Source organism: Micromonospora sp. URMC 107 (assembly GCF_051386315.1).
Classification (GTDB): Bacteria; Actinomycetota; Actinomycetes; order Mycobacteriales; family Micromonosporaceae; genus Micromonospora.
This window is the reverse complement of record NZ_JBPQTK010000018.1, coordinates 44703-69248: the sequence shown is the minus strand read 5'-3', so window position 1 is coordinate 69248 and position 24546 is coordinate 44703. Positions and strand designations below refer to the sequence as shown.

Genomic DNA, 24546 nt, shown 5'->3' with positions numbered 1-24546 from the left:
GCACTGCTACGACGACGGACCCGTCGTCGTAGCAGTGCCGGGCGACGACCACCTCCAGCGCGCCGGGCCCGGCGGGTCCGGAGCCGTCGGGCGGAGCGGTGTCCGGCAGTGCGGTGACGCCGACGAGCCGGGCGAGGCTGGCCCCGGCCTGCAGCACCGAGTCCGACTGGAGCAGCAGCAGGCCGATCGGGTTGAAGAGGCGGTGGAAGTAGAGCGCGGCGGTGGTCGCCGCCCCCACGGTCGCCAGGTCGTCGCGCACCAGCAGGAACCCGGCGAGCAGCACGGCGGCGAGCCCGACGAACTCCGACCGGTTGATCCGCAGCCCGAACCGGGTGTGCAGGTTGAAGATCTCCAACGACAGGTCGCGGGCCAGGGCGGAGCGGTCGGCGATCCGGCCGACGTGTGCGTCCTCCATCCGGTAGGCGCGCACGGTGGCCGCGCCGCGCAGTGCCCCGGCCATGGCCTGGGCCCGCTCGCCGGTCGCCACCCGCTCGCGCGCGTAGTACGGCACCGATCGCCTCAGGTACCAGTACAGCGCCAACGCGTAGGCGGGGGCGGCGGCCAGCCCGGCGAGGCCGAGCCGCCAGTCCAGCGCGAAGAGCCCTGCCGCGGTCAGCACGATGGACAGCAGCGCGCCGAGGAAGGCGGGCCCGCTGGTGGCGATCACGTTCGTCACCACGGCGACGTCGTCGCCGGCGCGTGCCACCAGGTCCCCGGTCCCGGCTCGCTCCAGCGTGGCCGACGGGAGGTGCAGGGCACGGTCGAGGACGCGCTCCCGCAGCCGCGCCAGCACGGTCTCGCCGAGGCGTGCGGCGATCGCGGCCCCGACTGCGGTGAGCAGGCCGGCGAGCACCGCGGCGCCCGCGATCACACCCGCCCAGGCCACGATCCGTGGCGTGTCGGACCCGGCGATGACGTCGTCGACGAGGCGGCCGAGCACCCACGGGGCGACGAGCCCGGTGGCCGCGGCGGCGACCAGCAACGTGCCGGCGGCGGCGCTGAGCCCGGGCAGCCGGGCGAACTCGGCCCGCAGGGCGGCCCAGGTCTGCCGGGTGGTGGCCGTCGGCAGCAGTTGCCTGGCTCCGACGCCGGCCATGGTCGACTCGTCGGTCACCGCAGGACCTCCTCCCGGTAGCGGGCGTCGCTGGCGAGCAGCTGCTCGTGCGGGCCCTCCGCGACGACCCGCCCGCCGTCGAGCACGGCCACCCGGTGCGTGATCCGCAGCAGGACCGGGCTGTTGGTGATGAGCACGGTGCCGCGGGCCGCCGCGGCGCGGGCGGCGGCCAACCCCTCGGCGAGCAGCGCCTCGGTCACCGCGTCGACCGCCGTGGTGGGGTTGTGCAGCACCAGCACCGGCGGGTCGGCGACGAGGGCCCTGGCCAGCCCGATCCGCTGGCGCTGCCCGCCGGACAGGTTCGCCCCCCGCTCGGTGAGCAGGCGGTCGACCCCGTGCGGGTGCGCGGCGAGCACGTCCTCGGCCGCCGCGGCGCGCACCGCGGCGCGCAGGACCGCCTCGTCGACGTCGGCGCCGGCGGCGAGGTTGGCGCGCAGCGTCCCCTCGAACAACGCCACGTCGTGCTGCTCGACCAGGAGGGTGCTGCGCGCGGCGTCGACGTGCAACTCCTCGGCGGGCACCCCGTCGACGTACACCGTGCCCCGGTAGTCCTCCCGGGGCACGCGGCCGGACAGCAGCGCCACCAGCGCCTCGGCCTCGCTCGGGTCGTAGGCGAGCACGCCCAGGATCTCGCCGGCGTCGACCCGCAGGGACGCTCCGTCGAGCCCGGCGTACCCGATCGTGTCGAGGGTGAGCCGCGACGGGCTCGGGGCGGGCGGCCCCGCGTCACCCGGGCGGGTGAGCGGCGCGGCGCCGAGCACCCGGGCGACCCGCCCGGCGGAGGCGCGCGCCATGGCGAACAGCTGTACGCAGTATCCGAGGGTCTGCACGGGCTCGGCGATGAACTGGGCCAGCCCGACGACGGCGACGAGCTCGCCGATGGTGAGCCGGCCCTGCAGCGCGAGCCAGCCGGCGACGCCGGCGACCGCCGCGAGGAAGAGGCCGTTCACCGTGGTGGTGAGCCCGAGGTGCAGGCCCTTGGTGGTGGCGGCGCGCAGGGTGACCTCGAGGGCGTGACGGCTGGCGACCGCGTACCGGCGTGCGGCGTGGTCCTGGGCGCCGAGGCCGCGCAGCACGCGCAGGCCCGTGACGAGGTCCACGGCGAGCGCGGTCGTGGCGGCGAGGGCCTCCTGCTGAGACGCGCTGCGCCGGCTGAGCAGCGGCGCCATCCGCTGCAACGCGACGACCACCAGCGGCACCCCGAGGAGCACCCCGAGCCCGAGCGGGACGTCGACGACGAGCAACGCGACGGCCGCGACCACGATGGCGGTGACCGCGGCGGCGCAGAGCCCGGCGACCCGCACGACGAGCGCGGACAACTCGGCGTCGGAGGCGGTGACGGACAGCAGCTCGCCGTCGCGCATGCCCGAGCGGTTCCCGCGCGGGTCGAGGGCGCTGCGGGCGATCTCGACCCGCACGAGGTGGGCCTCCTGCTCCACGGCGGCGTACGCCTGGCGGGCGCCGGTCCGGTAGGCGAAGGCGAGGACGGTGAAGAGGGCGGCGAGACCGGCGAGGGAGAGCAGCAGCGCCCGCAGGTCCCCCGTGGCGACCGCGCGGTCGATGATCACGCCGATGGCGACCGGGACGAGGGCCTCGGCGGCCTGGTGGGTGCAGAGCAGCGCGATGCCGGCCACCACGCGAGCACGCTGGCGGCGCAGGGCGCGGCGCAGCACCGTCGCGCCGGTGATCTCGTCGACTGCCATGCGCGTCAGGACCCGGCGAGCGCGTCGGCCCAGGTGGGGGTCGCGGCCCGCCTGGTGTCGGAGACGGCCTGGACGAACGTGGATGTGTACACGAGATGCGCCCTCCCAGCGATCAGGGGCCAGGTTAGCCTCGCCTAATACCGGCGACGAACGGGGGCCCGACGGCGCGTCAGTCGCCGACGGCGACGCCGAGCTCCGGGCGGGTCGTGACGTGGTGGCGGCCGATCGGCAGCATCAGCGGCTTCTCCGACGTCGGATCGATGATGACCTGGCTCTCGAGGCCGAACACGGCACGGACGCACTCCTGCGTCAGCACCTGCGCCGGCTCGCCCGCGGCGTACAGCTTCCCGGCGGCCAGCGCGATGAGGTGGTCCGCGTACCGGGCGGCGAGGTTCAGGTCGTGCAGCACCATGACGATCGTCGTTCCGCGGGTCAGGTTGAGGTCGGTGAGCAGGTCCAGGACCTCGACCTGGTGGCTGACGTCGAGGAACGTCGTCGGTTCGTCGAGCAGCAACAGGTCCGTCTGCTGGGCCAGGGCCATCGCGATCCACACCCGCTGCCGCTGGCCGCCGGAGAGCTCGTCGACCGGGCGGTCGGCGAGGTCCGCCGTCTGGGTCGCGTCCAGGGCCGCCGCCACGGCGGCGTCGTCCTCCCTGCTCCAGCGGGAGAGCACGCGCTGATGCGGATTGCGCCCACGACCGACGAGGTCGGCCACGGTGATCCCCTCGGGCGCCGTCGGTGACTGCGGAAGCAGGCCGAGGGTACGGGCCAGTTGCTTGGCCGGCAGCCGGTGCACCTGCTTGCCGTCGAGCAGGACGTGGCCGGCGCGGGGAGCCAACAGGCGCGACATCGACCGCAGCAGGGTCGACTTGCCGCACGCGTTGGCGCCGACGATCGCCGTGATCTTGCCGGGCGGCACGACGAGGTCGAGCGAGGAGATGACCACGCGGTCGGAGTAGCCGAGCGTCAGCCTCTCGACCGCGAGCGTGTGGGTGGTGGTCACAGCGAGCCTCCCGCGCGGTTCGTACGGATGAGCAGGTAGATGAGGTAGGGGGCGCCGAGCACGCCGGTGACGACACCGACGGGGAAGCGCGTGTCGAAGGCGAACTGGCCGGCGAAGTCCGCGACGAGCACCAGCAGGGCGCCGACGAGGGCGGACGGCAGCAGCAGCGAGCCGGCCGGACCGATGATCCGGGCGGCGATCGGCCCGGAGAGGAAGGCGACGAAGGCGATCGGCCCGGTCGCCGCGGTGGCGAAGGCGATGAGACCGACGGCCGCGACGATGACCAGGATCCGGGTGCGCTCGAGGCGGACCCCGAGCGCCGCCGCGGTGTCGTCGCCCAGCTGCATCATGGAGAGGTTGCGGGCCTGTCCCAGCAGCACCGGCGCCAGGGCGGCCACGGCGACGGCCACCGGCACGGTCTCCGCCCAGGTGGCGCCGTTGAGGCTGCCGGTCAGCCAGCGCATCGCCTCCTGCAGGTCCCACTCGGCGGCCTGGGTCAGGACGTACGCGGTGATGCTGTCGAGCATCGCGGCGATGCCGATGCCGATCAGGACGAGGCGGGTGCCGGCGACGCCGTCCTTGAACGACAGCGTGTAGACGACCAGCGCCACCGCGAGCCCGACGACGATCGCGAAGGCCGACACCCCCGCCTCCCCGAGGTGCAGCGTCACGATCGCGAAGGCCGCCGCGGCGCTCGCTCCGGAGCTGATGCCGATGATGTCGGGGCTGGCGAGCGGGTTGCGCAGCATCGTCTGGAAGGTGACGCCGCCGAGCCCGAAGCAGGCCCCCGTCAGGATCGCGAGGACGGCCCGGGGCAGGCGGAGCGTGCCCACCGTGAAGGAGGCCCCGGGGACGTCCTCGCCGGCGATCACCGCCAGGACGTCCGAGGGCGGGTAGAAGGTGCGCCCGGCCATCAGCGAGACGGCGAACGCCGCGACGACGAGGACGGCGAGGACGACGAGCACCCCGCGCCGCCGGTGCGTACGGCGGATCCGGCCGCGGGTGACGGCCTCGACAGTCGTGGTGCTCACAGCTCGCGTACCTTCTGCCGGCGGACGATGTAGATGAAGAACGGGGCGCCGATCAGGGCCGTCACGATGCCCACGTCGATCTCCGCCGGGCGGGCCACCAGCCGGCCGACGACGTCCGCGGCGGTCAGCAACGACGCACCGAGCAGCGCGGAGAACGGCAGCAGCCACCGGTGGTCCAGCCCGACCAGCAGGCGGCACACGTGCGGGACGACCAGGCCGACGAACCCGATGGGCCCGGCGACCGCCGTGGCGGCGCCGCACAGCAGCACGGCGCCCAGCGCCGCGACGGCGCGCACCACCGCGACGCGCTCGCCGAGCCCGGCCGCGAGCTCGTCACCGAGCGCGAGCGAGTTCAGGGCCCGGGCCGACAGGACGCAGATCGCGAAACCCACGGCGAGGAACGGCAGGGCCTGCCGGATGCTGTCGTAGGTCGCGCCGCCGACCCCGCCGATCTGCCACGAACGGAAGCCGCCGGCCACGTCGTTGCGCGGCAGCACGAAGGCGCTGATCAGCGACGCGAGCGCGGCGGACGTGGCAGCGCCGGCGAGCGCGAGCTTGAGTGGGGTCGCGCCGCCGCGTCCCAGCGAGCCGACGGCGTACACGAAGACAGCCGCGAGGCCGGCGCCGAGGATCGCCGCCCACAGGTAGCCGGTCGGCGAGGAGAGGCCGAACGTGACCATCGCGGTGACCACGGCGAGCGACGCGCCCATGTTCACGCCCAGGATGCCGGGGTCGGCCAGCGGGTTGCGGGTCACGCCCTGCATGACCGCCCCGGACAGGCCGAGCGCCGCGCCGACGGTCACGGCGAGCAGGGTGCGCGGGATCCGTTTGGTGACCGCGGCCTGTTCCATGGTCGCGTCGAGGCCCTGGAACGCGGCGAGGATGTCGGACCAGCCGACGTTGCGGGAGCCGAGCGCGACCGACGCGAGCATGAGCGCCAGCAGCGCCACGGTCGCGACGAGGAACCACAGCAGGCGTACCCGTGCCGGACGCCGCAGCACGGCGGCGTCCGGCAGGGCGCGCGAGTCGAGCGCGGTCATGACACCCGGTCGGCAGCCTTGGCGAGCATCGCGACGTAGTCGTCCAGCACGAACGGGATGGCCAGCGGGGTGGGGTTCGCCGCGGTGCCCAGCGGCGTGGCGCCGGAGAGCATGACCACCGAGCCGCGCTTGATCGCGGGGATCTTCGACAGCAGCGGGTCGGCCTGCGCGGCGGCGAGCAGCTTCTCGTCGCCGTAGGCGACGATGACGTCCACGTCGTCGAAGACCTGGATCTGCTCGGCGCTCTGGTTCAGGGTGAACTTGTCGGTGCCGGCGGAGAGCTTGGCGATGCCGCCCGGGACCTTCATCCCGAGGTCGCCGAAGAACTGGGCCCGGGTGTCGTGCGAGGTGTAGAAGCCGATCTTGCTGAGGTCGGTCGGGTCGACGTGCGTCATGAACATCGCCGACTTGCCCGCCAGCTGTGGGTGCTTACCGGCGGCGTCGGCCATCTGCTTCTCGATGTCGGCGATCAGCGCGTCGCCCTCCTTGGCCAGGCCGAGGGCCTGGCTCTCCAGCCTGATGGTGTCGCGCCAGGCGGTGGCCCAGGGCGCCTTGGGGTAGGCGACGACCGGGGCGATCTTGCTCAGGGTGTCGTAGTCCTGCTGGGTCAGGCCCGAGTACGCGGCGAGGATGACGTCGGGCCTGGTGTCCGCGACCGCCTCGAAGTTGATGCCGTCGTTCTCGTCGAACAGCACCGGTGTTGTCCCGCCGAGCGACTTGAGCTTCTCGGCGACCCACGGCAGGACGCCGTCGTTGTCGTCGTCGCCGAAGTTGGCCTTGGCCATCCCGACGGGAACGACGCCGAGAGCCAGCGGAACCTCGTGGTTCGCCCAGGCCACCGTCGCGACCCGCTTCGGCTTCTCCTTGATCGTCGTCGTACCGAGCGCGTGCGTGATCGTGACCGGGAACGCCGAGGAGCTGCCGTCGGTGGAGGCGTCCTCGGCCTTCGACGACCCGCCACAGGCGGCGAGCGTCAACGTGGCGGCCAGGGCGACGACCCCGGTGAGGAAGCGGTTTGCGCGCATAGAATTGCACCTCAATGCTGGTAAGGGGAGGCTAACCTAACACACGTACGTGTCCGTCCTGATCTACCGCGGGGTCGACGTCATCGCCCCCCGCACCCCGCTCCACCTGCGGTTACAGAGGCGACACCGTCCGTGCCGCGCCGCGCGAGCGGCAGGGGCGGCACTTCGGCCGCACTCAGGTCAGGCTAACCTAACTCCGGAATCAGGAGATGGCTCACGATCCACGAAGGAGCGACGTCATGACCGTCGGCACCATTGCGGTCGAAGCCGAGGTGATCAGGCGCCCGATGCTCGCCGAGGTCGTCGCCAACCGGCCGCTCACCCCTCACCTGCGGCGCATCACCCTGACCGGCGCCGAGCTCGACCGCTTCGGCTACGACGGGCCGGACCAGTTGGCACGGATCTTCCTCGCCCCCGCGCCCGGCGCCGAACTGCACCTGCCGGACTCGGCGCAGTGGTGGCCCGCCCTGCAGGCCATGCCGGCGGAGCGGCGACCGGTGGTCCGCAACTACACCGTCCGGCGCCTGGACCCCGGGCGGCGCGAGCTGGACATCGACTTCGTGCTGCACGGCGACGGCGGGCCGGCCTCCGCCTGGGCGCGCAGAGCCGCGCCCGGCGACCGGATCGGCGTGCTCGGTGACGGCGCCGCGTACGCCCCGCCCGCCGACACCGACTGGCAGCTGCTCGTCGGCGACGAGACGGCCATGCCGGCGATCACCGCGGCGCTCGAGGCGCTGCCGCCGGACGCGCGGGCGATCGCGCTGATCGAGGTGGGTTCGGCGGAACACGAGATCGGGGTGCGCACGCCGGCCGGGGTCACGCTGACCTGGCTGCACCGGGGCGGCGCACCGGCGGGCGGCAGCGACGTGGTGATCCGCACACTGCGGGACCTGGCGTTTCCGGCCGGCACGCCGTACGCCTTCGTCGCGGGCGAGTCCACCATGGTCACGACCGTCCGTCGGCACCTGTGCACCGAACGCGGCATCGCCAAGGAGCGCGTCTACTTCGGCGGCTACTGGAAGCTCGCCCCGCACTGAGCGCCCGGCGGGCGGGATGCCCACCGGGGCACCCGGAGCCGCCGCGCGCAGGGCAACCGCCGGCGTACGCGCCCGGGGCCCGCCCCACGGTCAGGGCGTGCCGGGATCCGCTATCCGCGACCGGGCCGCCGCGTCGGTGCGGCGGTGCTGGCGCCGCGCGGGTCGCAGCAGGCCGCGGGCGACCAGTTCGACGGTGAGGACGACGGCGACGGCCTCGACCGCGAGGAGCCCGACGAGCACGACCAGCTGCGTCACCCCGGCGGCCAGGGGGCTCGCTCCACCGAGCAGGACCCCGACGAACGCGCCCGGCAGGGTCACCAGGCCCACCGTCCGGGTCTGGTCCAGTGCGGGGACCAGTGCCTGCCCGGCCGCCGGACGGCACACCAGCAGCACCGCCTCGCGTGGCAGCAGGCCCAGGGCCAGGCCGGCCTCCACCTCACCGCGCCGGCCGGTCAGCTCGTCCAGTGCCCGGCGGCCGGCCAGCGAGGTGGCGGTCATCGCCCCGCCGATCAGGATCCCGGCCACCGGAACGATCGCGATGCCCCGCAGCGGCACCAGGCCCGACAGCAGCAGCCCCAGCACCACCAGCATGCTGCCGGCGACGATCGGCGCACCGGCCCACCACCCCCGCCTGCCGCCCGTGACCCGCCGGCCCGAGGTGGCGGCCGCCACGGCGCACATCAGGGCCACGAACGCGGCCGTGGCCCAGAGCGACGCCACGATGGCCGCGATCAGCAGCGACACCGCCCCCAACTGGACCGCGGCCCGGACGGCGGCGATCATCACCTGCCGACCGTGGCCCAACTTCCCCACGGTCACGACGGCCGCCGCCACGAGGGTCAACACCACCAGCGCGACGCCGAGCTTCGGGCCGACCACCAACATCGTCGAGGACATCCGGTCAGTCTCCCGCCACCCCGACGGCCAGGGCGCACGACGCCGGCCGCGTGATCCGACCGCCCCTGCGGATCAGCTCCAGGACATGTCGACGGCGCGCTCGACGCTGACGTGGCCGGCCCTGGCGAAGGCGTCCGCCATGGGCACGTTGCCCAGGTCGGCCGCGCGGAGGAGCGGGACGTCCCCGTCGGCCAGGATGCGGGTGCCGTCGGCGGCCGTACCGGGGGCGGTCACGCGTCCACCCGAGCGGTGCGGTCGTAGGTCAGGAAGAGCGCGCCGCTGCCGAGGACGACGTGGTCCGTCAGCTCCCAGGTGCGCGGCTCGAAGACGGCGCCGCGGCCGAACAGCGGGATGCCGGCGCCGATGGTCAGCGGGGCCAGCTTGACCACGAGCCGGTCGATCTCGGGATAGAGGGCGCCGGCCAGGGCGCCGCCGCCGATCACCCAGATGTCCCGGCCGTCGTGCCGCTTGAGCTCGCGTACGGTGGCGACCGGGTCCGCGGACAAGACCTCGACGGCCGGGTCGGGGCTCTGCCCCATCGTGCGCGAGAACACCAGGTGGCGCAGGTGGGGGTAGGCGTCGGTGAGGCCGGCCTTCAGCCCCAGCTCGTAGGAGTGACGCCCCTCCAGGACGGTGTCGAACCGGGCGCCCTCGCCGGCGATGCCGAACGCCTCCCGGGCCGGGCCCGGCAGCGTCTCCGGATACTCGGCGACGAGGTGTCGCAGGTAGTCGTCCGGGATCGGCCAGAATCCGCCGGGGCCGGTGGGGTCCGCGCCGTCGGGGCCGGCGATGAAGCCGTCCAGGGTGACGGCGATGTAGTACACGAGCTTACGCACGGTTGTTCCTTCCCTTCGGGGAGCTCGGGCGGTGGCCGACGGCGCACCGCCCGTGCGGGTGGGCGCACGGCGCCGTTTCGATGATCACCATCATGCGCAGGCGCGGCCCGGGCTTCAACGCCCCGTCCGGCACGGCTGACGACCCGGTGACCTAGGCGTTGGCGGGGTCCTCCCCGGCCGCGGGCCGGTAGCAGCCGCTGGCCAGGATCACGGCGACGCGGTCCCGGCTCGCGGTGGTGGTGAGGCTGATCGTGATGTCGGTGCCGGGGTCGCGCATGGACACGGCGCCCCGGGTGCCGTCGGCGAAGGTGCGGTCCTCGGTGATCTCGTAGCCCTGCTGCCGCCACATGTCCCGGATCCGCCGCAGCGTGGCGATCTGGTCGGCGGGCGGGACAGGAAGGCCGGCGAAGCCGCTCAACGTCCACCGTCCGTCGTCGGCGATCTCGCCCCGCTGGCCCTGGCAGGGCGAGGTGTTGGTCCGCCAGCCGTCCAGCGCGACCCCGGCGGTGGCGGCGACGGCCTGGGCACGCGCCTCGGCCAGGGTGCTCACCTCGGCGACTGCCTTGGTCTGCAACGGGTCGTCCTTTCCTGAGGAACCGGGGTCACCGCCGGTGCAGGCGGTGGCAGACACCAGTACGGCCGCCAAAACCACCGCCCGCCACCGGGGCGTGCGGTGCGGCGGGGTCATGGTGCCTTGCCGTGGTCGAGCGCGGCGGCCTCGTAGTCGCCGACGATGACGGCCGCCTGGGAGCGCAGCATCTGGCTGTTCTGCGCCCAGTATCCGCTGTGGCCGGAGGTGTCGACGTGCAGGACGTTGCCGCCGAACTCCGGGTCGTGCGGAGCGGGGCCGTGGATGCCGACGAGCCCGTCGACCAACCACTCCCCGACGACGGGTACGCCGTCGAGCCAGCCGATCGTCTCCTCCGGTCGCGCGACGACGGTGTCGTCGGCGGCGGCGCCGGCCCACACGTGTCTCGGGTCGATGTTGAACTCGCTGGCGTTCTCGACGCGCATGCCGGGACTGCCGACGGCGATCATGTCGTCCGCGGCGAGGCCGTCGCCGTTGCTGGCGGCCTCGCCGAGGACGGTCGAGCCGTAGCTGTGGCCGATGGCGGTGAGGTGGGAGGGACTGTCGTCGTGGGAGGCGCGGAGCCCGTCGACGAAGCCGTCGAGCGCGCGGGCGCCGGCCTCGGACTTGGCTCCGAACACGGCGCTGACGATGTCGAGGTTCACCGACGGGGTGTCGTAGCCGAGCCAGGCCACGACGGCGACGTCGGCGCCGGCGCCGGCGCCGGCGAGCTCGACCGAGGCCTCCCGCAGGTCGTTGGCCCGCCCGATCAGGCCGCGGATGTCGTCGAGCTCGGTGCCGACGCCGGGCACGAGGACCGCGGTGTGGGCGGCGGTGTCCGGGTTGCCGATCGCGACCGCCGCCTTCCCGTCGCCCGTCGGATCGACCGAGAGCAGGTAGAGCCGCTCGTTCGGCGCCGCGTTCTCCGCGCCTTCCAGCTTGTCCAGCAGCATCAGCGCGGTGGCGCGCTGCGGGTCGTCCCGGTTCCGGTGGTGCGCGACGTTGTCACCGACGAACGTGCGCAGCGCCAGCTGGTTCGCCGCGTCCCGGTCGGTGGCGGGCAGTCCGTCGAGAGCGCCGATCCGCTCCGGGTAGGCGGTGAGGTAGACCTGCCGCTCGTCGTCGGACAGGCCGCTCCACCAGGCGTGCACGTCGGCGGGGCTGCTGCCCGGCGCGGGGATGTCGTCCTCGCTCAGTTCGAGCGCCGCGGCGGCGGCGAGAGCGCCGCTGTTGGCCCTGTTGTACTCCCAGGCGAACTGCCCCGGCGCGCTGGCCTTCAACTGCGTGAGGGCGCGGGCGATCCGGCTGTCGGCCTCGGTGGCCTCGGTGACGATCCGCGCGATGAGGTCGGTGTAGGTCGCGGCGTTCTGGACGTGCCGGCGGTGGACGAGTTCCGCGTCCGGGTCGTGCCTCTGTGCTGCCGACATCGTCGGCGCGGACACCCGGCCGGCGTCGTCCACGGCCAGTCCGAGGGATCGGGCGGCGCCGACGGCCGACTCCAACCGCTGCTGCAGGTCACCGAACTCCTGCGCCGCTTCCCGCAACACGCTCGCGGCGGTCCGCGTGTGCAGGCTCGCGACCTCGAACTCGTCATCGAGCTCGTCCAGCCGGCCCAACGCCGCACTGGCGGCCGGCCCCTGCCAGCCCGAGCCGCGCAGCGGCCGGGTCAGCTCGGCGCCACACCGCTCCTCCAGCTTCGCGCAGGCCCGCGACAGCTCCGTCCAGGCCCGCGCGGCGTCCCGGAGCGGGGCGACGCGCGCCTCGCGCAGGTCCGCGTACGTCACCACCGAGCGGTCACCGCCCCCGGATGTCGAAGTGGGCGGCGCTGGCCTCGTCGCTGTACCGGTAGTCCATCGCGCAGCCCCGCAGAGCGTCACCCATCTGCGCCAGGTAGCCGTCCAGTTTGGTCAGGTCGTCCGACCACGACCAGCGCAGCTGCTCCAACGCCGCCCGGGTCTGCCAGCCGGGCAGGCCGGCGACCGCGGCCCGCGTCTCGTCTTCGACGTCGGAGACACCGCGCCGCAGGTCGTCGCGCAGGTCGTCGCACACACGCGACGCCTTCTCCAGCAGCTCCGGCTCGACGTGAAGTTCGATCACTGGGTGGCCTCCCGCGAAGATCGGTGCGAGCCTACATAACCACACGCACGCACCGCGCGGATCGGTCGCCTCAGCCGGTGCCCAGCCCGGCCAGCAGGTCGCCGACGCGCCGCACCGTCCACGGGTGACCGGGCGTGCCGGTCACCGTCACCACCGTCGAGCCCGGCGCGACCGGACCGGAAACGGGGACCAGCCGGTCGAGGGCGTCGGGGTCGACGGCGCCGGCCAGGACGGTGCGGCCAGCCAGGTCGGGCAGTACGCGGAGCTCGCCGGTGGCCGCCGACGCCGCCGCGCGAACGGCGGCCACGTCGGGCGGCACCTCGGTGCAGGTGTGGTCCGGGTGGCCCACCAGGACCCGGTCGGCGCGCCCGGCGGCGTGCCAGGCCAGCAGGTCGAGCAGCGTGGCGCGGTGGCCGCCGAGGAAGTGTTCCCACTGGTCGGCGGCCGCCCGGGCGAGCTGGTCGCCGTGCCGGTCGACGCTGTGGCCGTAGCCGCGGCCGGTCAGGGTCAGGTCGGTCCAGAGCAACCGCCGGGTGTGCAGGTCCACGACCATCGGCAGCAGCATCCGGGCGTTGCCACGCAGGTCGAACCGCTGCGCGACCCGCGCCCCGTCGAACTGCTCGCCCCCGGTGAGGGGCAGCATGACGCCGGCGATGGCCGCCGTGAGGGCCTCGAACGGCACGGCGTTGTAGCTGAGGACGGTCGGCACGGCGTAGTGCACGCCGTGTCCGGCGAGGCGGGCCAGGTGCAGGTCGAGGAACTCGGTGGCCCCGAGCGGAGCCGGAGCGGAGGTGAGGTCGCCGGAGTGGATCGCGCCGCCGTCGGCGAAGCGCAACCGGGTGAAGTCGCAGTGGCCCACCCGCCGCCAGCCCTGGTCGAAGAACACGCAGGACAGATCGAGGTCGACCCGCGTGGCGCCCGGGTCCTCCCAGTGCAGGAAGAACCGCAGCACCTCGGCGTCGGGCAGCGCCCGCACACTGCCCCGTGGCCACCCCGCCAGCTGCGCCGAGGCGGCCCGCTCCCGCATCGGCGCGGGCACCTCGGCCAGGGCGGCGTCGACGACCGCCACGTCGAACCGGCCGAGCCGGGCCGCGCGGGCGATCAGCTCGGCGTCGACCAGCTCGCGTACCGCGGTGATCGCCGTGGCCGGCACCGGCGGGCGCCGCTCGGGCTCGGTCCAGGTGGTCACGACGCTGCTGCGGGGATGGAAGACCCGCCGGGGCATTCCGGGGCCGGGCCGGCCGCCGACGATCCCGGGCTCCTCGACGGCGCCGTCCGCCGCCGGCGCCTCGGCGGGAGGGGGCGCCTCGCCGGCCGGCCGGAGCCCTCGCAGGAAGGCGGGGCCGTCACCGCGCACGCCGCGCACGACGGCGCGGAGAACGTCGCCCAGACCGACGGCGAGCGCCGGGGCGGCATTGGTGTGACCGGCCCTGCGGGCCCGCGCCGCCGCCCGGGCCCGCGCGGTCGCCGCCAGCTCGGCCGCCGTCGCCCGTACCGTCTCGTCCCGGCCGGCCAGCTGGGCCGCGGCCGCGGCGAGCACGCCGGGCGCCACCCGGGCCGCGGTCCGGCGCATGGCCGTCCCGATCGCCGCGGATGCCGCCGGCTCGTCGCCGGCGACCCGCAGCAGGTGGTCGAGCCGGCGCCACAACTCGCCCGGGCGTTCGGTGAGCAGGCGGGCGGCCCCCGCCACGTCGCCGCCGGAAAGGGCCGCCTCGACCAGGGACGCGTGGGTCCGCAGGCGGACGGTGACCGTGTCGTCGGGATGCTCGGTCAGCAGCAGGTGCCGGGGCTCGCGGGCGCAGGCCGCCAGGATGGCCGCGCCGAGCGCGCCGGCGCGGGCCGCGCGGGTGCCGCGCAGCGCGGCGAAGGCGACGACCGCCGCCGGGTGTGCGGCCACCTTCTCGTACGGGTGCAGCCGCTCGCCGAGGCGCTTCCAGACGGCCGGGTGCCGGCGCAGGTCCTCCGCCGCGTTCGCGGCGCCGCAGGCGTCGAGCCGCGCGAGAGCGGCGCGCCGCAGCGGGCGGGGTAGGGCCCGCACCCGGGTGCCGGGCACGACGACGGCAGGCTCGTGGACCGGACGCCAGGTCGCGCCCGGAGCCGCGGCCTCGTCGTCCCGCCGCGGCAGGACCAGCCCCGGGTCCCCACCCGAGTACGCCCACAGGGTCCGTGCCACGTCCGTCGCGGTCGACCAGCGCTGCCGGGCGGCGGCGACCAGGTCGTGCTGGCCGGGGGTGCCCGCCGTGGCGTGCAGCGCCCAGGCGATGACCAGCGCGAGGGTCTCCCGCGCGGGCACCACCTCGGGCAGCCAGTCGAGGCGGCCCGGCGCGGTGGATCTCACCAGCACCTCGAGGTCGGCCCGGTCGGCCTCGCCGAGCGCGGCAGGCCGGGCGACGAGTTCGTCCCGGAGCCGGACCGCGGCGCCGACCGGGTCGGTCTCGAGCCCGGCGAGCCGCACCGGCAGCGGCGGCGCGTCCGGGGCGGCGCGCTCGCCCACGTCCTCGACCGGCGCGGCGGCCCGCCGTGGCGGGCGCCGGAGCGGCGACGGGGGCGCGACGACGGTCAGGTACGTGTTGTCCGCCGCCAGCCGGCGGCCGCAGACAGGGCACGCGGTGACCTGCTCCGGCGGGAAGCACGCCGGGCAGACGGGATGACCGCACGGGTCGAGCGGCGCGCCACCGTCCTCGCGGCCGCACAGCACGCAGGGCGCGCCGGGCACGGCGAACAGGTGGGTGAGCAGCCGCCGCACGTAGACCGCTTCGATGTCGCGCGGGGTGTCGGGGAACGCGCGGTAGAGCGGCAGCATCGGGCGATCCGCGCCGACCAGCTCGTCGACGGTCGCCAGCAGCCAGTCGGCCCAGCGGACGCGCACCGCCGCCGGCAGCCGGGCCGCCGCCGTACGCAGGTCGTCGCGGAGCAGCCAGCCACGGTCGGCCAGATCGGCCTCGAGCGCGGCCACCCAGGCGGTGCCGTCGGCGGGAACGGCGCCCGTGCCCACCACCGCGACCCGGCCGGTGCGTCGCAGCAGTACCACGGCCAGCGCATCCATGCCCGCGACCTCCCTGTGCGAAGCGGCGGGCGGAGAGTCGCGACGCTAGTTTCGTCGGAGGAAGTGAGAAGGAAGCACCGCGGGGAGCCGCCCACCGCGGGAGGATCATACGAGGACGCGCGCCGCCGGCACACCCTGGTTTCGCCACCGGTCGCCGCGCCGGGGGCACCGCTCGTGCGGGGGTTCGGATTACCCTCGCCGGATGAGCCGACGCTCCGATCCGGTCCGTCCCCTGTGGCGTGACCGCAACTTCGGCGCCTACTGGGCTGCGCAGTCGCTCTCCGCGGCCGGTGACTCGTTCGCCTACATAGCGGTGCCGCTGCTCGTGCTGCACGCGACCGGGTCGGTCGCCCAGATGGGCCTGCTCACGGCGGTGGCCGGCGCCGCGTCCGTCGGCGCGGGGATCTTCGGCGGCGTCCTGGTCGACCGGTACGACAGGCGGACCCTGATGATCGCCGCCGACCTGGCCCGGCTGCTGCTCTACGGCCTCATTCCGCTGGCCTGGCTGGGTGGCCCGCAGATCTGGCTGCTCTTCGTCGTGCTGCCCATCTGCGAAGCGGCCGGCATGGTGTTCCAGGTCGCCGCGGTGACCGCGGTGCGCAACCTCGTCGACCGGCCCAGGATCACCGAGGCCAACGGGCGCCTCCAGGCGACGTACGCGGCGGCGGCCGTCCTCGGGCCGCTGCTCGCCGGCGTGGTGTCGGCCCGGTTCGGCCCGACGGCGGCCATCGCCATCAACGCGGCCAGTTTCGCCCTGTCGGCCGCCGGCCTCTGGCTGGTGCGGCTGCGGCAGTCGGACGAGAGCGCGGGGGCCGACGGCGCGGTGACGCGGGAGAGCCGGCTGGCCGAGTTCCTCGCCGGCGCGCGGTTCCTCTGGCGTCAGCCCGTGCTCCGCTCGCTGACCATCCTGCTGTCGGTCTTCATCTTCCTGACGTACGGCTTCACCGACGTCCTCGTCTACCACGTCAAGCACGACCTCGGCGGCTCCGACCGCACCGTCGGCACGGTGCTCGGGTTGGCGGCGCTCGGCACGATCGTCGGAGCGCTGCTGGTCGCGCCCCTGCGCCGCCGGCGCGGCTTCGGCATGACCTGGATCGGCGCGCACGCGATGTGCGGTCTCGCCATCGCGGGCATCGGCGTCGTCGGGAGCGTGCGGGGCGTCACCGTGCTGACCGCGGTATACCTGTGCGGCGTCAGCGTGGGCGGGATCTGCTCGATGTCGCTGCGCCAGGAGATCACGCCCGACCACCTGCTCGGGCGGGTCACGTCGGCGTTCTGGAGCACGCACTACTCGCTCGGGCCGGCCGGCGCCGCGGTGCTGACCTGGGCCGCGGGCCGGTACGGCGTCCCGGCGGTCGCCCTCGTCGCGGGGGCGGGGTGTCTGCTGGTCGCGGTCGGCGGGCTGTTCACCCCGGTCCGCCGGGCCGGGTCGGAGCCGGTGGCCCGCCCGGAGGTGCGGCGGGCCACGACCAGCCAGGCGTCCTGACGGACGGGATCAGCGGAGGCCCTGCCCGACGCCACCGACCCGGCGCGCCGAGGGTGCCGCCGGACCCACCGGCCGGCCGACCCGCGCCACGTGCAGCAGGCGCCGCGGCGCCACGCCCAGCAACGCCCCCAGCGCCTCCCGGGTGTCGGACGCGTCGACGAGCTGGCTCAGCGGGTGCGCCGCCAGCCCGGCCGCGTGCAGGGTCAGCCAGGTGCGCGCGAGCACCCGACCGAACTCCACCTGTGTCGCGTCGTCCATCCTGGGCGGTCCGACGAGGACGAGCGCGGCGCCACCGAGGGCGAGCGGGTTGCCGGACGCCGCGGCGAGGAGCCGGGGCAGGCCCAGCCGGCGCAGTGCCGGGTACGCCACCAGCGTCGCCCGCAACGCGGTCGCCTCCCGCCCGGACAGGCCCAGGCACCGGTCGGTGAGCCCGTCGGCGTGGTAGTGCGGGTGCGCCGGCGTGAGCCGCAGCCACGACCGCAACTCGCCGACCACGGCGGGATCCGCGTACGTCTGCCGGTCGGCGACCCGCAGCAGGCGGGCCAGCAGCCCGGCGTCCGGCACGGCCCGGACCGTCCCGCCCGACGCCCGCGCGACGGCGTCGGCGGCCGCCACCACCTCGGCGTCCGGGCCGGCCGAGAACCGGCCCCGGTGGGTGCGGCGGGTGAGCACCTGCGCCGCGTTGAACGGGGTGTCGTAGCGGTGCGGGGACGCCCGCAGCCAGCCCACCCGGCGGTCGGCGACGCAGTGGTCGGCGACGAACTCCATCCCCAGTCCGGCGTCCGCCGCGACGATCAGGCAGGTCTCGACGAAGGCGCCCAGGGAGAGCCGCAGGTCCCGCCCGGAGGGGTCGGCCGCCGGCAGCGTGTACGCCTGGTCCCAGCCCACCCGGATCGCCCCGGGCCGGTGGTCGAGCCGCCACGGCTGGGTGTTGTGCGCGCTCGGCGACCGCCAGCAGAGCGGCTCCAGCGCCCGGAACGCCGCGAGCCCCATCTACAGCGCCTTCTCGTAGAAGGTGTACCCGTGCAGCGGCCGGCCGCCCAGCGCCCGGTACTGCGCGGCCGAGGCCGGGTTGTCCCGCCCGACGTAGGTGCTGCGCAGCGTCGTGTACCCGCCGGCGTGCAGGTTGCGACGCAGCGCGGCGGAGAGCAGCCGCTGGTATCCGCGCCCCTGGTGCTCGGGCAGCACCCCCTTGACGATCAGCACCGCCTCCCGCCGGTAGCGGCGCCGTGCCGCCAGCAGCCGGAGCTGGTTGACCAGGTTGAGGTTGCCGCGCACCCGGACCACGAACTCGCTGATGTCCGGCACGCACAGCACGAACGCCACCGGCCGCCCGGCCCTGCTCAGGTAGAGCAGCAGCGACTCGTCCAGCAGGTACGCGAGCCCGTCGGTCTGCCGGCGCAGCTGCGCGGCGGAGATCTCGGTGTAGTAGCCGAGCTGGGCGAAGGACGCGTTGAGCAGTTCGCGCAGCAGCTCGAGCTGGTCGGCGAGCCGACGGACGTCGCCCCGGTGCACCCTCAGCTCCGCGCCGTCCGGGTCCGTGCCGAGCGGGACGTCGTCCCCGGCGGGGACCGGGCAGATCCAGGTGTCCGACTCGAACCGCCGGTGGAACCCGTACGACTCGTAGGCGCCCACGTACCGGGGCGGGTTCCAGGCGCTGTCGATGAAGCCCCGGTCGGCGTACCCGGAGGTGATGACCCCGCCCGCCTGGTTGGGCAGCAACGCGACCGGCCCGAAGAGCGCGTCGCGGTCACCGGCGGCGTGGGCGGCGGCGGTGACCGCCTCGAACAGCGGTCGCGCCGCCGCGTCGGTGAACTCGGTGAGCCCGAAGAGCTGACACCGGCGGCCGAGCCTGGCGTCGAGGGCGGCGTCGGTGTGCAGGGTGGTGCGCCCCACGACGGCGCCGGTGCCGGCGTCGCGCAGCACGTACATCGGCACGCCGTCGCGCCACCACCGCCGCACCTGCTGGCGCGACGGCGGCACGAAGCGCGGCTCGCCGGCGTACACCCGGTCGGTGAACGCCAGGAACTCGCGCAGGCCGCGCCGGTCGACGACCCGCTCCAGGCCGCGCGGCGCGGTCATCGCCGCACCGCCGGTCCCACCGTCTCCGGGCCCAGCGGAGTGAACGTCTCGATGTGCCCCATCTCGGGGGACTCGGCCCGCCACAGCCCGTTGGAGTAGCCGTCGGGCTCGGCTGTGAAGAGCCGGATGAAGCCCGCGCTCGCGTTGCGGTTGCCGTCGGTGAGCCAGACCATCAGCCTGCGGTGGTGCCGGGACCGGGCGAAGCGCAGCATGGCCTCGCGGTCGGCGAAGAACGCGACGGTGCCGAGGGTGAACGGGAACTCCCAGTACACCCGGTGCCAGCGGTATCCGGACATGCGGCGCATGTCGCGGACCATCCGCAGCCAGGCCGGGAGGAGCCGCAGGATCGCCAGCGGCCCGCGGTAGCGCGTGGCGCCGAAGAACATGGCGCCGGCCTGGGCCCGCGCCGGGGCCTTGGAGAAGTCACGGGTACGCATCACTCAGCCCACCAGGTAGATGTTCTTGATCTTCTGTTGTCCGGCGAACGGGCCGGCGCCCGGTTCGTGCAGCTCGATGCGGAGATCGCCGGCGGCCGGGTCCTCGGTCAGCGACTGCGCGAAGTCGCGGGAGACCGCCGCCAGGTGCCGAAGCACCCCGCTGCGGCAGGCGACGGCGAGTGCCTCGCGCTGCGAGCCGGGCAGCGGGCGGCGCAGTTCGAGGTGGACCACCGGCCGGGTCTCCAGCGTGGCGTCCTCGGCCAGCGCCAGGCAGAACCGGCTGATCTCGGCGGCGTACGGGTTGCCGGCGTAGAGGCCGTACTCCACGTCCTGCGGGTAGAGGTTGGCGCCCAGGTACGACACCGTCGAATCGCGCCGGCCGAACAGCAGCAGCACCGGCAGGGTCATCCGCTCGCTGGCCAGCGCCGCGCGGCACTCGGCCCAGCGCCGCGGGTCGCCGCGGACCAGGTCGAGGATCCGCGGGTAGTCGACGAGCAGCGCCTCGTCGCCGACGTTGTACCGCAGCCGCGGCTGGAGCACGTCGGGACCGGTGATCGTGCAGAGCAGTTCCCGGCGCTCGTTGGTCTCCAGGTAGGTGGCCAACGGGTTGTACTGGAACACCATCGGCAACCGCTGCTCGTCCCCGCCGAGCAGCGCCGCCCGCAGCTCGGGATCACTGCGCAGGCGTCGCCGCAGCCACACGGTGAACCGGGTCTCCGCGCCGATCCCGATGGTCAGGTCCGAGGCGCCGTACGCCGACCGGACCTTCAGGAACCGCTCCTCCAGGTAGCCGCGCAACGCCTCGGTCATCCCCTCTCCCCCGCAGCTGGCGAAGATGCGGTGGCGCGACCAGTCGAAGCCGTCGGCGTCGAGCCGGTCGCGCAGGTGCTTCAGGAACGGCGGGTACGCGGTCACCAGGTAGTCGAAGTCCGGGCCGAACTCGCGGAACGTGTCGACGATCTTGCCGAGGTCCGGGCCGGTGTTCTTGACCACCGCGATCCGGGCCATCGCGGCGCCGGTCGTCGTCCCGGTCGCCCAAGCGCCCATCGAGTAGGCGTTGATGACGAACGGGCGACGCATCGGGAAGACCAGGCTGGTGTAGCCGACGATGTCGCGGTGCACCGCGCGCAGTTCCCGCTCGCCGCGGGGCCAGTTGAAGGGCCGGCCCGACGAGCCGGCCGACTCGTCGACCACCACGCCCCGCTCCGGCAGTCGTCCGCCCCGGCAGCGCTTGGCGGCGTCGAAGGGGACGACGTAGCCCACCTTGTCGGTTTCCGGGAAGTCCCGCAGCCGACGACGGACCCCGGCCGGCCGGGCGCGCAGGTAGGCCCGGTACGCCGGGACGTCCAGCGCGGCGAGCGCGCAGCCCGCCCGCGCGTTCGCCGCCGCGAGGAGGTCCAGTACCGGGTGGTGCCGCCTGGCCGACCACCGCCACGTCGCGGGATGGCGACCGGCGAGCCGCACCGCCGCCCCGAGTACCCGGCCGAAGAACGTCAGACGTGCCCGGCGCCAGCGTTCGCCGGCCGTCAGCCGTGGTGACGCGAGGGGGAACGGTTCGGCACGTCGGTGCAGCGTCTCGGTCATGTCAGAATCCTCGGCGGGTCTGGCCGAGGATGCCTGAGCTGGCGCACCGGTCCGCCGCTGAGTACCCGCACCCAGTTCGACTCCCGGCCCCAGGTGGGCCGTGGCGGACGGGGGTCGGTGCCGTTCGTGCGCGGTGGGATGCCGTGGGCTCAGCGCCCTTCCCGGGCGGCTCCTCCCACCGGACTCCCGGCCCCTAGCCGGAGTCGGTGCGGTGGGCGAGGTCTTCCACGACGACGCCGACCTGGAAGCGCGTCACGACCGGCTGTCGCACCGCTGAGCGTCGCCGGTACGGGGCGGAAAGGAGATCCGGTCACCGGGCCAGTCGCTGCGAGATCCAGTCAGCCGCCCGCTCGACGGCCCGCCGGGACTCGTCGGTGTGGTCCAGCATGTCGAAGCCGTGCTGCCCGCCCGGTACGTCGATGACCTCCACCCGTACGCCGGCGTCCGCCGCCGCGTCGAGGAACACCGCGACCGTCTCGGCGATCTCCTGCCGTTCCCGGCCGGCCCGGGTGAGCAGCAGCGGCGGCACGGGTTCACCCGGCTCGCCGATCGCCGCGCCCGGCTCGAAGCGCGGGTCGACGCCCCAGCCCGGTATCGGCGCGAGGAGCGGATACGTCAGCGCCACCGCCCGCAGCCAGGAGGGCCGGTCCCGCAGCCAGTCCGTACGCCGGGCGTTGCCGGGCGGCTCAGGCCCCGGTGCCGGGCGACCCGGGCGGCGGCAGCGGCAACTCGACGGCGTCCACCGTCGCGACCCGCACGGCCGAATGCGCCGGCGGCAGCCTGTCGGCGCGCGGCGAACGACTGTGCACCCGCCCCTTTCCGGTCGGGTCCGGCCGCCTGCTCACCTCGCAGGTCACCATCAGGATCGGCGGGGGCGGCGCGGTGAACCGGCCGGCGCCCCAGCGCACCCAGAGCGGGACCCGTCCCGCGTCGGCCTCGGCGCGCAGCTTCTCCCAGGTGCGGCGGCGCGTACCGTGATCGACCTCGACGACGACCGGCGGCCCGTCCGGACGGGCGCAGGCCACGTCGAGCACCGACTGCTGCGCGGACATCGGCGGCGGCAGCGGCAACACGCTGGACGCCCGCCGGTAGACCCGCCAGCCCCGCTCCCCCGCCCAGTCGACCACCGCGTCGATCAGCCGGGCGGTGACCTCGTCCGTGGTCAGGTCGGTGAAGGTGACCGCGTCGAGCCGGTCGGCCAGCGACGCCGCCAACCGCTCCCCGTCCGCACCGTCCACCACCGCCGCAGGGTAACCCGCGCGATCGGCCCTCCAGGCGACCGGGGCGGCACGAGGGCGAGCGCCCCGCGCGCGCTGTCGCCCCCGTGCTCGGTCCGCCGCGCACCCGGACACGAGCACTTCGACCTGACCGCGCTTCCGCCGGTCGCCGTCGCGAGCCGTACCGTCGCAGTTCCCCGGACCGCCTACCGCGCGTCGACGGAGATCGGCGCGCTGATCGGGCCCTCGTTGCCGCTGCGGTCCAGGCCGGACACGCAGTAGGACAGCGGTCGGCCGGCGGGTGCGGTGCGGTCGACCCAGCCGGCACCCCGGGCGGTGCCGACGAGCCGGGCCGCGTCGCCGTCCACGCGGTAGACGACGAAGCTCGTCGCGCCGTCGCCGCGCCAGGCCAGCGTCACCCCGCCGGCGTCCGCGCGCCGCGCGTCGGTGACCGTGGGGGCGGGCGGCGGCGCCGCCGGCAGCTGCGCCATCGTGGGCACCAGCGCCGGGCCGGCGTAGTGGGCGCCGCTGTACCGGCTGACCGCCCCGAGCTTGTCGGCGCGCACCTGCGCGGCGCTGAAGTGCACGCTTCCGCTCACGCCGTACCGACGGTTGAGGGCGAGCTGGCGGTCCAGCTCGGCCGGGTCGCGCCAGGCGCCGCGCTCGCCCACCCGGTAGTCGGCCTGGCCGATGTAGAGCTGCACCCGGGTGCCCCGCACCGTGGCCACCCACCACGGCAGCAGCTTGGCGTAGTCGGCCCTGCCGAAACCGATGTGCCAGTAGAGCTGCGGCACGACGTAGTCCAGCCACTGCTTCCGTACCCAGAGCCGGGTGTCGGCGTAGATGTCGTCGTAGCTCTGCAACCCGGCCGTCGCCGAGCCGGCCGGGTCGGTGCGCTTGTTGCGCCAGATGCCGAACGGGCTGATGCCGAACTTCACCCACGGCTTGATCGCCTTGATCCGCTCGCTCATCTCGCGGACCAGCGTGTTCACGTTGTCCCGGCGCCAGGCGTGCTTGTCGGTGAAGCCACGGCCGTACCGGGCGAACGTCGCGTCGTCCGGGAAGTCCTGCCCGGCCTCGGGGTACGGATAGAAGAAGTCGTCGAAGTGCACCCCGTCGACGTCGTAGCGCTGGACCGCCTCCAGCATCGCGTCCTCGACGAACGTGCGTGCCTCGGGGATGCCGGGGTTGAAGTAGAGGCGGCTGCCGGGCCGGTCGGCGCTGGGATAGGTCACCACCCAGTCGCGGTGCCGTCGCAGCGGGTGCGTCGGCGCGAGCTGGTCCAGTTTCGGGCCGGGCCCGCCGACCGTGGCCGGCTGTCCGCCCCGGTACGGGTTGAACCAGGCGTGGAACTCCAGGTTGCGGGCGTGCGCCTCGGCGACCATGAACTCCATCGGGTCCCAGCCCGGGTCGCGGCCGTCGCGTCCCCCGGTCAGCCACTCCGACCAGGGCGCGTACGCCGACGGCCAGAGCGCGTCCCCGCTCGGGCGCACGTGCACGAAGACCGCGTTGTGGTTGCGTCGCACCGCCAGGTCCAGCCAGCCCCGGAACTCCGCCCGCGCCGACTCCGCCGGCAACCCGCGCCGGCTCGGCCAGTCGATGTTGTTGACCGTCGTGATCCACATGCCCCGCAGCTCGCGGGGCGCCCGAACCGCCCGACCGGCGCAGACGGGGGCGCCGTCCACGGGGGCGGCACGGGAGGCGGTCACGGCGCCCTGCTCCGGCACGTCGTCCTCGCCGGCGACCCGGTCCCGCAGCGCCCAGGCGCCGAGCGCGACCGCCATGGCGAGCGCGGCGACCACCGCGACGAGAGTCTGGGTACGACGACGGTGGCGGGCGGGTGGGCCGGCGGCGGACATCGCCTCAGTCTGCACAGCCGAGCCTCCGGGCGCACGGCGACTCTCGAGGCGTCACGGGAGGCAGAACGATGCACCTAGTGTCGGTCGGCCTCGTCAGTGGCACCCCGGTCGGTGTCCCGGGAGACGAACGGAGTGCGCATGCGGGTCATCGCGTCCGCGCTCACGTCCACCGCCTGCCCGTGTTCGCGGTCGGTGTCCCGGTCGCTCCCTGAATCGAAGGGATTCAGGGCGGGCGGCGTCATATCTGCCAAAATGCACTCCAAGATGTCACAGGGCAGCGCACAACGGATTCGCTGGCAGCTGCAAGCCGGGAAGAAGGCGGGTGGCTGGGCGCGTCCTCGGCCGCCGCATACCCGTTTCGACAGCCTACCGCTTTCACGCCCCGTTGCAGACGGTGAGGTGTGACCGGGGCGATCGGCCATCGCCCCGAACCGGCACCGGCGGTCATGACCTGACAGCGGCAGGAGCGGCGCCGGGCTGGCCC

The 24546-nt window shown here is 74.7% G+C and carries 22 protein-coding genes; 2 read left to right on the top strand and 20 right to left on the bottom strand.

Translation table 11 applies throughout. The features are described from left to right. The 6 genes from ACSNN9_RS06855 to ACSNN9_RS06830 form a co-directional block, all read right to left on the bottom strand. The coding region (locus ACSNN9_RS06855; RefSeq protein WP_436671890.1) for an ABC transporter transmembrane domain-containing protein at positions 1-1114 on the bottom strand (1114 nt) is incomplete at its 3' end. Then, positions 1111-2817: an ABC transporter transmembrane domain-containing protein gene (locus ACSNN9_RS06850; protein ID WP_436671889.1), complete on the bottom strand. Its 1707-nt coding sequence runs from the start codon at positions 2815-2817 to the stop codon at positions 1111-1113. The genes ACSNN9_RS06850 and ACSNN9_RS06855, both read right to left, overlap by 4 nt. Before the next feature lie 169 nt (positions 2818-2986). Continuing rightward, on the bottom strand, positions 2987-3820 hold the full coding sequence (locus ACSNN9_RS06845; RefSeq protein ID WP_436671888.1) for an ABC transporter ATP-binding protein: 834 nt from the start codon (positions 3818-3820) through the stop codon (positions 2987-2989). Next, positions 3817-4851, bottom strand: coding sequence for a FecCD family ABC transporter permease (locus tag ACSNN9_RS06840; protein ID WP_436671887.1), 1035 nt, complete (start codon positions 4849-4851; stop codon positions 3817-3819). The genes ACSNN9_RS06845 and ACSNN9_RS06840 overlap by 4 nt, the downstream gene beginning before the upstream one ends. Beyond that, positions 4848-5891, bottom strand: a complete 1044-nt coding sequence (locus tag ACSNN9_RS06835; protein WP_436671885.1) for a FecCD family ABC transporter permease — start codon at positions 5889-5891, stop codon at positions 4848-4850. The genes ACSNN9_RS06840 and ACSNN9_RS06835 overlap by 4 nt, the downstream gene beginning before the upstream one ends. Further along, positions 5888-6916, bottom strand: coding sequence for an iron-siderophore ABC transporter substrate-binding protein (locus ACSNN9_RS06830; RefSeq protein ID WP_436671883.1), 1029 nt, complete (start codon positions 6914-6916; stop codon positions 5888-5890). The genes ACSNN9_RS06835 and ACSNN9_RS06830 overlap by 4 nt, the downstream gene beginning before the upstream one ends. A 239-nt stretch (positions 6917-7155) precedes the next feature. Between ACSNN9_RS06830 and ACSNN9_RS06825 the strand changes: the two genes are divergently transcribed. Then, on the top strand, positions 7156-7953 hold the full coding sequence (locus ACSNN9_RS06825; protein ID WP_436671882.1) for a siderophore-interacting protein: 798 nt from the start codon (positions 7156-7158) through the stop codon (positions 7951-7953). A gap of 90 nt (positions 7954-8043) precedes the next feature. On the opposite strand, the gene ACSNN9_RS06820 is transcribed toward ACSNN9_RS06825, so the two are convergent. From ACSNN9_RS06820 to ACSNN9_RS06790, 7 genes are all read right to left on the bottom strand, one after another. Further along, complete coding sequence (locus tag ACSNN9_RS06820) at positions 8044-8850, bottom strand: ABC transporter permease (RefSeq protein WP_436671881.1); 807 nt, start codon at positions 8848-8850, stop codon at positions 8044-8046. Positions 8851-8922: 72 nt separating this feature from the next. After that, positions 8923-9084: a hypothetical protein gene (locus ACSNN9_RS06815; RefSeq protein WP_436671880.1), complete on the bottom strand. Its 162-nt coding sequence runs from the start codon at positions 9082-9084 to the stop codon at positions 8923-8925. Continuing rightward, a complete protein-coding gene (locus tag ACSNN9_RS06810) occupies positions 9081-9686 on the bottom strand; it encodes a dihydrofolate reductase family protein (RefSeq protein WP_436671879.1) in 606 nt (201 codons plus the stop codon). Before ACSNN9_RS06810 ends, ACSNN9_RS06815 begins: the two co-directional genes overlap by 4 nt. 151 nt (positions 9687-9837) lie before the next feature. Continuing rightward, the gene (locus ACSNN9_RS06805; RefSeq protein ID WP_436671878.1) at positions 9838-10260 is read right to left on the bottom strand and encodes a hypothetical protein; all 423 of its coding nucleotides are present in this window, start codon (positions 10258-10260) and stop codon (positions 9838-9840) included. Positions 10261-10370: 110 nt separating this feature from the next. Beyond that, complete coding sequence (locus tag ACSNN9_RS06800) at positions 10371-12038, bottom strand: alpha/beta hydrolase (protein ID WP_436671877.1); 1668 nt, start codon at positions 12036-12038, stop codon at positions 10371-10373. Positions 12039-12048: 10 nt separating this feature from the next. Then, positions 12049-12351 carry a WXG100 family type VII secretion target gene (locus ACSNN9_RS06795; protein ID WP_436671876.1) on the bottom strand — a complete coding sequence of 101 codons (303 nt, stop codon included), beginning with the start codon at positions 12349-12351 and terminating at the stop codon, positions 12049-12051. Positions 12352-12421: 70 nt separating this feature from the next. After that, complete coding sequence (locus tag ACSNN9_RS06790; protein ID WP_436671874.1) at positions 12422-15397, bottom strand: MXAN_6230/SCO0854 family RING domain-containing protein; 2976 nt, start codon at positions 15395-15397, stop codon at positions 12422-12424. A gap of 202 nt (positions 15398-15599) precedes the next feature. Between ACSNN9_RS06790 and ACSNN9_RS06785 the strand changes: the two genes are divergently transcribed. Beyond that, entirely contained in the window at positions 15600-16883 is a 1284-nt protein-coding gene (locus ACSNN9_RS06785) for an MFS transporter (RefSeq protein ID WP_436671872.1), read from the top strand. 9 nt (positions 16884-16892) lie between these two features. Here ACSNN9_RS06785 and ACSNN9_RS06780 read toward each other — a convergent pair whose 3' ends face one another. The 7 genes from ACSNN9_RS06780 to ACSNN9_RS06750 all read right to left on the bottom strand — a co-directional run bounded on the left by ACSNN9_RS06780 (position 16893) and on the right by ACSNN9_RS06750 (position 24062). Further along, entirely contained in the window at positions 16893-17876 is a 984-nt protein-coding gene (locus ACSNN9_RS06780) for a nitroreductase (RefSeq protein WP_436671870.1), read from the bottom strand. After that, positions 17877-18965, bottom strand: a complete 1089-nt coding sequence (locus tag ACSNN9_RS06775) for a GNAT family N-acetyltransferase (RefSeq protein WP_436671869.1) — start codon at positions 18963-18965, stop codon at positions 17877-17879. Further along, on the bottom strand, positions 18962-19402 hold the full coding sequence (locus ACSNN9_RS06770; RefSeq protein ID WP_436671896.1) for a DUF4188 domain-containing protein: 441 nt from the start codon (positions 19400-19402) through the stop codon (positions 18962-18964). The genes ACSNN9_RS06775 and ACSNN9_RS06770 overlap by 4 nt, the downstream gene beginning before the upstream one ends. 3 nt (positions 19403-19405) lie before the next feature. Then, positions 19406-20986, bottom strand: a complete 1581-nt coding sequence (locus tag ACSNN9_RS06765; RefSeq protein WP_436671868.1) for a phenylacetate--CoA ligase family protein — start codon at positions 20984-20986, stop codon at positions 19406-19408. Positions 20987-21296: 310 nt separating this feature from the next. Beyond that, complete coding sequence (locus ACSNN9_RS06760) at positions 21297-21611, bottom strand: alpha/beta hydrolase (protein ID WP_436671866.1); 315 nt, start codon at positions 21609-21611, stop codon at positions 21297-21299. A 61-nt stretch (positions 21612-21672) separates the two neighbouring features. Further along, positions 21673-22227, bottom strand: a complete 555-nt coding sequence (locus ACSNN9_RS06755; RefSeq protein WP_436671864.1) for a hypothetical protein — start codon at positions 22225-22227, stop codon at positions 21673-21675. Between the two features lie 182 nt (positions 22228-22409). Next, positions 22410-24062, bottom strand: a complete 1653-nt coding sequence (locus tag ACSNN9_RS06750; protein ID WP_436671863.1) for a glycoside hydrolase family 10 protein — start codon at positions 24060-24062, stop codon at positions 22410-22412. Positions 24063-24546: the final 484 nt, after the last annotated feature.

Bases quoted from the DNA above. Each gene is read 5' to 3' on its own strand.
- ACSNN9_RS06770 (WP_436671896.1), bottom strand. From the start codon at position 19,402: ATGCGTACCCGTGACTTCTCCAAGGCCCCGGCGCGGGCCCAGGCCGGC.
- ACSNN9_RS06830 (WP_436671883.1), bottom strand. From the start codon at position 6,916: ATGCGCGCAAACCGCTTCCTCACCGGGGTCGTCGCCCTGGCCGCCACG.
- ACSNN9_RS06785 (WP_436671872.1), top strand. From the start codon at position 15,600: ATGAGCCGACGCTCCGATCCGGTCCGTCCCCTGTGGCGTGACCGCAAC.
- ACSNN9_RS06850 (WP_436671889.1), bottom strand. From the start codon at position 2,817: ATGGCAGTCGACGAGATCACCGGCGCGACGGTGCTGCGCCGCGCCCTG.
- ACSNN9_RS06750 (WP_436671863.1), bottom strand. From the start codon at position 24,062: ATGTCCGCCGCCGGCCCACCCGCCCGCCACCGTCGTCGTACCCAGACT.
- ACSNN9_RS06820 (WP_436671881.1), bottom strand. From the start codon at position 8,850: ATGTCCTCGACGATGTTGGTGGTCGGCCCGAAGCTCGGCGTCGCGCTG.
- ACSNN9_RS06775 (WP_436671869.1), bottom strand. From the start codon at position 18,965: ATGACCGCGCCGCGCGGCCTGGAGCGGGTCGTCGACCGGCGCGGCCTG.
- ACSNN9_RS06765 (WP_436671868.1), bottom strand. From the start codon at position 20,986: ATGACCGAGACGCTGCACCGACGTGCCGAACCGTTCCCCCTCGCGTCA.
- ACSNN9_RS06825 (WP_436671882.1), top strand. From the start codon at position 7,156: ATGACCGTCGGCACCATTGCGGTCGAAGCCGAGGTGATCAGGCGCCCG.
- ACSNN9_RS06835 (WP_436671885.1), bottom strand. From the start codon at position 5,891: ATGACCGCGCTCGACTCGCGCGCCCTGCCGGACGCCGCCGTGCTGCGG.
- ACSNN9_RS06790 (WP_436671874.1), bottom strand. From the start codon at position 15,397: ATGGATGCGCTGGCCGTGGTACTGCTGCGACGCACCGGCCGGGTCGCG.
- ACSNN9_RS06780 (WP_436671870.1), bottom strand. From the start codon at position 17,876: ATGGGGCTCGCGGCGTTCCGGGCGCTGGAGCCGCTCTGCTGGCGGTCG.